The sequence below is a fragment of the Geomonas terrae genome, assembly GCF_004791675.1.
GTDB lineage: Bacteria > Desulfobacterota > Desulfuromonadia > Geobacterales > Geobacteraceae > Geomonas > Geomonas edaphica.
Genome location: NZ_SRSC01000004.1, coordinates 585193 through 593484 on the forward strand (window position 1 = coordinate 585193; position 8292 = coordinate 593484).

An 8292-nucleotide genomic window follows, 5' to 3' on the forward strand; every position below is an offset into this window, starting at 1 on the left:
ACGTCCTTTGTTCGTCATCGTTTATCCTCAGGCATGGGCGGCTGCTCCGCCGCGCTCTCCATGCCGTTGGCCACCTCCTTCAGTATCCCCATGCGGGCGTATATCGGGCGCACCAACGCCCTGATGCGCGGCAGATTCCTCGCGAAAACGAGAGCACCCAGCAGACAGCATACGGCACCGACGACGAGTGTTACGCGGGGCCCCACAATACGTGACATGGTCCCCGCCCCGAGGCTCCCGAACGGCGTCATCCCCATGAAGGCGACGGTGAAAAAGCTCATCACCCGCCCCCGCTTGTCCTCCTCCAGGATGGTCTGCAGGATGGTGTTGCACGAGGCGACCAGGGTCATGGCGCCGAAGCCGGCGACCATTAAGGCCGCAAACGAAAGTGTGATACTGCTGGAAAGGGCGAAGGCGGCCACCCCGACCGAGAAGAGCACGGCCGAAACGACGATGACCCGCCCGAGGCCGAGCACGCTGTCGCGGGAAGCGAGATAGACGGTCCCCGCCAGCGCGCCGCAACCTGCTGCGGTCATGAGAAAGCCGAAGGTGTGGGCGCCGCCGTGCAGGATATCCCTTGCAAAGACAGGGATCAGCACGGTGTAGGGCATGCCGGTGAGGCTCATCAGCGCGATCAAAAGCAGGATGCTCCTGATGGGGGCGAAGCCGAAGGCGTATAAGAAACCTTCCTTTAGTTCGTGCAGCACGTGGCGCCGCGGCTTACCGTCGCCCTCACGCGGCTCGATGCGCATGGCGAAGAGCGCCAGCAGTACGCCAAGGTAGCTCGCGCTGTTCAAAAGAAAGCAGATCCCCTCCCCGACCGAGGCGACCAGGAGCCCGGCGACGGTCGGGCCGACCAGGCGGGCGGCGTTCACCATGGAGGAGTTAAGCGCGATGGCGTTGCCGAGATCCTCCCGGTTCGTCACCATCTCGACCACGAAGGACTGCCGTATCGGTATGTCGAAGGCGTTCACCATGCCGAGGACCAGGCTTAGCACCACGATGTGCCAGACCTGCACCACCCCGAGCATCACCGCGGCGGCGAGAAGAGCCGCCTGCACCATGGCGAGCGCCTGGGTGATCATCAGCAGACGCCTGCGGTTCATGCGATCGGCGAGAACGCCTGCGACGGGTGAAAAAATAAAGGTGGGAATCTGACTGGTGAAGCCGACCACGCCGAGCAGGAAGGCCGAGTCGGTAAGGCGGTAGACGAGCCAACTCATGGCGACCTGCTGCATCCAGGTGCCGACGAGCGAGACGCTCTGGCCGGCCACGAAAAGCCGGTAGTTGCGGGAGCGCAGTGCCCGAAGCAGCAAACTAAGCCGCGATGTCCCGTCGACGGGAGCCATGGCCCCTAAAAGACGGTCCCTTCCTTGACCGGTTCACCAGGGACCTCTTGCGCGGGGGTCGCGTCCTCATCCCCGTCGTCCTCCACGGAGCAGACGATGGCAGCCACCGTCTCGCCGAAGCTGCCGGGGACGATATCGGACCACTCCTCGTCGTTGTTGTAGGAGTTGAGCGGGGTCCCTTTAGCATCGTAATAGTGGATGGATGAGACGTTCATCTTCAGGTCGTTGCAGTTGATGTTCCACTTTTCTTTGCTGTAATAGCTCCCCTTCAACTGCGGCGCGAGCGTCTTGCGCCCCTCGTTGGTGTAGAGAAAGGCGACCCAGGCGGACCGGACGTTGGTGTCGGCGTCGATGATCTGGGCCGTCCCCTTGATCCCGTAGACGCACATGTTGTCGTTGCAGTCGAGCTTCAGTAAGGAAGGATCGGCATCCCATTTGTCCTGGAGCGTAACGGAGGCTGCCGTCTCTTTTGACACCTTCTTTTTCTGCCCGGCGAAGGAAGTCGAAGCAATCAGGACCATCGCCAGAACCATCAATTTCTTCATACTCCCCCCTCTTCTTTCATTCCACGTGTTGTCATTGCCTGCCGCTATCACCACACCGGCTGACTCACTATTTTCTCCCTTCCCTGCAATACCTCACCACGCTTTCGACGTGAATGGCCGTAGTGTTGAGGAAGGTGGTGTCGTAGTCGCCATCCTTCACGATGAGCGGCAGTTCGGTGCAGCCAAGGATGACCGCCTCCGCCTTTTCTTCGCGCACCATGCGGTCGATGATATCGATCAGCCCTTTCCTCGTTTCCTCCTTGAATACGCCCAACTCGATTTCCGTCATCAGCTTCTCGTGGATGTACTCCTGCTCGGCCTCGCTGGGAACCGCCACTGAAATACCGGCGGCGTTAAAAGGGGGAGCGAAAAAATTCTCCTGCATGGTGAAGCGGGTGCCAAGGAGGGCGACCTTCTTCACGCCCAACTCCTTCGCCTTGTCGCAGGTCGCAGTGACGATGCTGATCATCGGAAGTGTCGTCTTCGCCTTTACCTCGTCGAAGACCACGTGCGGCGTGTTGGCCGTGATGATGGCGACATCCGCCCCCGCCTTCTGCAGGGCCCTGACCTTCTGCACGAGCAGGTAAATGAGATGGGTCCACTCGCGCCGGGCCACCAGGTCCAGCACCTCCTCGATGTTCACGCTATAGATCACCATTTCGGGCGCGGCGAGGCTTCCGGGGACCCGGCAGGCCTGAATGATGCGCTGGTAGTAGTCCACGGTGGACTCAGGCCCGAGTCCCCCAATCATGCCGATGGTCTTCATCCCCTGCCTCCTTGTTCCCATCGCCGCGTCAGCGCCGCACGGACGCATCATCCGCCGGCTCAGCCGTCCGCAACGAGGTTTATCTCATAGCCGTTCTTACGGAAGGCATCCATGAAGGCCTCAAGCTGGTCCTTGTCCAGTGAAGCAAGGAGCGCCTTCAGGTCCTTCCTGTTCTTATGCACCGCACAGATCTTTTCTTTCAGCGACTGCTGCAGGGTTTCCTGTAGGTGCGAGTCTCTTGCGATGCGGTCCATATCTCCGGATTCGCATAGCACGAGTCTCAACTCTGGCCTGTCGCTGGTGATAAAGAAGCTGACGTTTTCCTTGCGCACCATGAAGTTGCCGGAACTGCAACCAGCCAGTGCCAATGACAAGAGCCCGGAAGTCAGATACACACGCGTCCGCAGCATGACATCACCTCCTGTTGGAGCCAATTATCCACTGTCAGACAGCCTCTGTCCGGTATTTTTCTTTACAGTGCTATTTTTTTTTGAGAGACAGCCCCACGGTCCACGCGAATGGACCGGGGAGCGTCAAGGGGAGCAACTAGCGGGACTGCATCCCGGAGGAGAAGGGGATCTCGAAGACGTGCCCTCCTTTGGACAGCCTCACCTTGGTTTCCTTGATCTCGACCACCCTGGCTCCGGCAACCTCGGCCCCCTCGCCTACCAGGCTTCCATTCAGCACCGCACGACGCATGCGCCGCTCGTCCTGATATGCGATGCCGGAGATGACGATATCCTGCCCGCCTGCGGCAGCGGTCGCATTCTCCCCGCGTGGCACCCTCGGCTGAGCCACGGCTTCTTGGGCAGCAGCGGGCGCAGCGGTGCGGGAAGTTTTTCTGATCGGCTCCGCCAGGGACGGGACGGGTGTGGCGGCTCCAACCACAGGCTGGGCAAGTGCCGGAGCCATGGCAGACGGCGCAGGCACGGGTTGAGGAGCCGCTACCGCAGCCGGAGCAGCAGGTGCCGCCGCGACCGGGACCGCCACGGCAGGCTGTGCGGCGGGAACGCCTGCGGGCGACTCGTCGGCAACCTGCGCCGCACCGCGCCCCTTCAGCATGAAGCCCGCCCCCAGGCCGGCGCAGAGCAACACGAGGCCGGCCACGATAGCCAGCGGATACCGGGACTTTTCCTTGGGCTGGGCGGCCAGGCGATAGCGAAGCACCTCGGGCCGCAGGTCCTGGCTGTTGCCGCGCTTGCTTCTGCGTTCCTGCTCCATCTTTCTCAATGCATCGAGGATAAGGCTCATGTCAGATCCGCCCCGTAGTCTGTTTGCCGTTCGTCCCGTTCGCCTTGGCAAGCCCCGGAGGGAAGAAACCACCGGCGCGCCGGTAAAGCAGGATGAGGGTCTGGGCTCCCACCTTGCCGTCCGCCGTCACTTGCTCCCTGCGCTGGAACGCGGCAAGGGCCGTTTTCGTGGCCTCGTCGAAGGCGCCGTTCGGCGTCCCGGCGTAACAGCCGATCTGCTTTAAAAGCTCCTGCAGCTGCCTGGTTCCAGCCGCCTTGTCGGCGCCTTTGGCGGCTATGCCGTGGAAGTCCTTCCAGAGTAAGGTGGCTCTGCCGCTCCACAACTGACCGAGTTCCGTGCGGGACAGGGTCGATCTTCCGGAGATGGCGGGGACGACATGCACCTGGTCCCCTTCCAGCCCGACCAGAGCCACCAGCCGTTCAACGTTTCCGGGCAGAACGAGATGAAGAAGCGCCGGGGCGTCCAGACGCTCGAGAGTTTCGAGGCTCACGTTCTGTTTGGTCGCGGTAAGGCCGCGCTGCCGCGCCAGGGTACGGACGTTGTCGGCCTGTCCCGGCGCCGGATCGATTGTCGGCACCTGCCAGGCGGCGAGTAGCGCGTTCATCGCGGCGTAGAGGTTATCCTGCACCGGCTGAGCGGCTATGGCCTGCCGGGCGGCCTCGACCGAGAAAGGCGCACTTTGCTTTGCCTTCACCTGGGCCACTTTGTGCTCAGACACCTGTTGCACCGCCTTGTTCTCACCCCTTTCGAAAAGATGCAGCGAGGCGATGGAGAAGCCGGCGATGACCAAAACGCACACCACCAGTGCGGCCGAAAGCGCCTGGACCTGCAGGCTACGCCGCCTGCGCGGGCTCTCCCTGCGCAGATCGGCGATCGAGAGAGAGGCCATCGTCTTGCTCACCTCCTTGCACTCCCGTGTGTAGGCGAGCAGCAAGGCACGGTCGCAAACGCCGTTGATCAGGCGCGGCAGCCCCCCTGAAAAGCGGTAGATGCGTTTGAAAGCCCCTAGGGAAAAGGTGAGCGGTTCCCTGCCGTCGGCCGCGAACCTGATCCGGTGCCTGATGTAGGCGCAGGTATCCTCGAAGCACATCGGTTTCAGGTGGTAGCGCACCGTGATGCGCTGGTCTAACTGGCGCAGTTCGTCCCGGCCCAAAAGCGCGTTCAGCTCCGGCTGCCCGACCAGCACGATCTGGATGAGCTTGGCGCTCTCCGTCTCCAGATTAGAGATGAGCCGGACATGTTCGAGCACCTCGATCGAGAGGTTTTGCGCCTCGTCGATGACCAATACCACGGTCCGCCCGGCCCGGTTCTCATCGAGGAGGAAGGCGTTTAGCGCGGCGTGCAGGTCGCGGATCTCGTTACCTTCGCAGGAGAGGCCGAACTCCGCGTTCACCTCCTTCATGAAGCCGATAGGCGAGAGGATCGGGTTGAAGATGAGCGCGGTGCGGTGCGTTTCCGGGTCGAGCTGGTTCAGCAGCGTCCTGACGATGGTGGTCTTCCCCGTGCCTACCTCGCCGGAGAGCTCGATGAAGCCCGCGCGGTTTTCGATGGCGAAGAGCAGATGCGCGAAAGCCTCCTGGTGCGGAGCGCTCAGGAAGAGAAAGGACGGGTTAGGAGTGAGGGCGAAAGGTGGTTCTTTGAAGCCGAAAGATTCCCAGTACATAATTCCCCGAAAAGCCCGGCCAGGGCGGAGAAGGGTTGGGTGAAGTGGACGTTATAGCTATAGTTTTTTGCGGCAGGAGTGTCAAGGGAATCCTGCGGAAAGGAATGGAAAACGATTAAAGTTACAGAAAGTCACAGGTGTTCTCGATTCCATACAAAAAAGCTGCCGCGAAAGACATCTTTCGCGGCAGCTTTGACACAACATATTGCAGTTACTAAAGCTTAGTGTTGAGTCTTGATGGAATCCAGCAGTGAGTCCATGGAGGTGGTGCTGGCATCAAGCCCATCAAATGTTACTGTAGCGATAGGATTGTGGCTGCTGTCAACTACAGTGACCTGAAGATGGTTATCAGCGGTAACCCCACCTTGCAAGTTGTCTCTGGTGGCGTTTGCCAGCAAGTTGCTGATATCCAACGTGTCCTGGTTGACATTGTAATCAAGGATGTGGTCGTTGCCATGGGTCGCCATGATGGTGTCGTGACCACCACCGGTCGAGAAAATATCATTACCAGAAGTTCCGACCATTGCATCATTGGCGTCGGTACCAGTTATCACGCTTCCTGCGGAATGGGCGCCGAGCAGCGTCACATCAAGCGAGTGAGTTCCAGTGTGGTCACCGTCACCGTCCGTTGCCGAAACCTGGAAGTGCAGTGTTTCGTCGTTAGGAATAAGCCGCTCAGTATATGAGAAGCTATCGAGTTTACCGGTGCCGCTGGTTACCGTGAATGTAATGGAAGTAAAATCATGCACGGGGTTAAAATCCATAGTTCCATTGCTGCCGATCGTGACTGTGCCATGATCATAGGTCCCGTCAGCGTTTAGATGATCCGTCACATAGCTCATGACCAACGATCCTGCCGCTTGCACTTTTGCGTACAGCGAAATGGTGTCAACAGCAACGCCATTGGTGAATGTGATATTAAACTGCTCGCCGACATCCACATTCCCGTTGGCAACGCCAAACCCTGTCGAAGTTGGTTTTAATTCCTCAGCCTTGTCGATCGTACCATTGTGGTTGGTATCGATAGAGTGGAAGGTTGCATCGTTGAGAACGAAGCTGTTCGTGGCTGCGCCGCCATTCACGTTAAGCAGACTGATGGTCCCTGAGGAATGGGTCGCTCTTGCATTGACCATGTCGAAGGCATAAGCCCCATCAGTGTTTATGGTCAGATCAAAGAAGTGAGTTGATGCGTTGTGCGTAGTATCCGAATAGGCCGACGCAGTTACGGAGCCATCAGCATTGGTAATGTATTCGTAGCTGATTTTCCCATCCAGGGAATCGCCTACCACGCTGATCGAACCAACGGAATCTGCGCCGAAGTGGATATCGTGGTTACCGTACAGAACACCTGCGGTAGTACTGTCCTCGTTGCCAACGAAAGCGTGGTCCGCTTGGGTGAAGGTGGGGTGATCGTCGACTATCGTGATCCCGAGAGAAGCTCCCGCAACGGTACCGTTTGCATCGGTGACGGCAACCGAAACCTGCTCGACATAGCTTTCCACGCTTGCAGGCGGTGTAAGTATGTTGTCATCCAAAGTGAAGCTGTACTGGATAGTGCCGCCGGTCGAAGTCTCAGTAAAGTCGGTAACGGTCATTTGGCCGTAGGAGACGCCATCAATGGAGATTGGACCGGAGGTGCCCAGATTATGCAGTGCGGCAATGGAGATATCCGTGTTGCCGATATGAACATTGCTGATGCCGTCTAGAGCAGTGATCGTTAGTGATCCAGTCTGAGTCAGGGAAGCAGCAGAAGGGCTTGTCCCATCCGGCAGGTTTGCCTCACTGACAGTCACACCAACGGGTGTAAGCGTTATGCCATGATCCACACTCGCAGTTGCATGGGCACCGGTCAGGTCGACCCCTTCATAGTTGCCACCACTGACAGCAGAAACCGTTGCGGTAATGCTTGCCGTCGCAAGGTTTGACGGTGTTACAGAGAACGAGCCGTTGCCCGAAGCATCTAGGAAAACTGTCTCAGTCTTTGTAACACCGGTAAAGGAGTCATAAACATCAACCGTAGCCGAAGCAGATCCATGCGGAACGTTGTCCAGATGAATATTGAAGGTTACCCCAGCATTTTCGCCGATAATAGGCGTGGTGGTGCTGATATGGACGGCGGTGAGGTCAATGGTGTCATCTATCTGGACCGTCACCGGGGTCTTGTCCGGGGACAGGTTCTCGAAGTTGCCGCCACTTGCGTCGCTGATCGCGGTATGGACGCTGGGTGGTGCTGATATGGACGGCGGTGAGGTCAATGGTGTCATCTATCTGGACCGTCACCGGGGTCTTGTCCGGGGACAGGTTCTCGAAGTTGCCGCCACTTGCGTCGCTGATCGCGGTATGGACGCTGCTCGCATCGTTGTACACGTCGTCGCTGTTGGCGAAGGTGTAATCGACGGAACCGGTGGTATGGCCATCTGCGATGGTGATCGTCTGCCCGTTGTCCAGGTGCACGGTGACGTCACCGTGAGCCACGTTCGTCAAAGTCGCAGTGTAAGTAACCGTCGCACCCGCCTCAGTAATGTTTGCCGGGCTCACGCCCAGGCTTACAGTCGTGGTGTCCTTGGTGTCATCTATCTGGACCGTCACCGGGGTCTTGTCCGGGGACAGGTTTTCGAAGTTGCCGCCACTCGCGTCGCTGATCGCGGTATGGACGCTGCTCGCATCGTTGTACACGTCGTCGCTGTTGGCGAAGGTGTAATCGACGGAACCGGTGGT

The 8292-nt window shown here is 59.0% G+C and carries 8 protein-coding genes; all 8 read right to left on the bottom strand.

The features are described 5' to 3' along the window. Positions 1-14 precede the first annotated feature (14 nt). Positions 15-1316, bottom strand: coding sequence for an MFS transporter (locus E4633_RS18145; protein ID WP_246038214.1), 1302 nt, complete (start codon positions 1314-1316; stop codon positions 15-17). Positions 1317-1354: 38 nt separating this feature from the next. Continuing rightward, complete coding sequence (locus E4633_RS18150; protein ID WP_135872356.1) at positions 1355-1894, bottom strand: surface-adhesin E family protein; 540 nt, start codon at positions 1892-1894, stop codon at positions 1355-1357. 67 nt (positions 1895-1961) lie between these two features. Further along, a complete protein-coding gene (locus E4633_RS18155; protein WP_135872358.1) occupies positions 1962-2660 on the bottom strand; it encodes an aspartate/glutamate racemase family protein in 699 nt (232 codons plus the stop codon). A 59-nt stretch (positions 2661-2719) separates the two neighbouring features. Beyond that, entirely contained in the window at positions 2720-3070 is a 351-nt protein-coding gene (locus E4633_RS18160; RefSeq protein ID WP_135872360.1) for a hypothetical protein, read from the bottom strand. A gap of 136 nt (positions 3071-3206) precedes the next feature. Further along, entirely contained in the window at positions 3207-3911 is a 705-nt protein-coding gene (locus E4633_RS18165) for a general secretion pathway protein GspB (RefSeq protein WP_135872362.1), read from the bottom strand. 1 nt (position 3912) lies between these two features. After that, complete coding sequence (locus E4633_RS18170) at positions 3913-5574, bottom strand: AAA family ATPase (RefSeq protein ID WP_135872364.1); 1662 nt, start codon at positions 5572-5574, stop codon at positions 3913-3915. 221 nt (positions 5575-5795) lie between these two features. Continuing rightward, positions 5796-7727 (bottom strand): hypothetical protein, encoded by a 1932-nt coding sequence (locus tag E4633_RS18175; RefSeq protein WP_135872366.1) that lies wholly within the window; start codon positions 7725-7727, stop codon positions 5796-5798. Further along, a partial coding sequence (locus tag E4633_RS20445) for an immunoglobulin-like domain-containing protein (RefSeq protein ID WP_162605027.1) occupies positions 7708-8292 on the bottom strand: 585 nt, incomplete at its 5' end. The genes E4633_RS20445 and E4633_RS18175, both read right to left, overlap by 20 nt.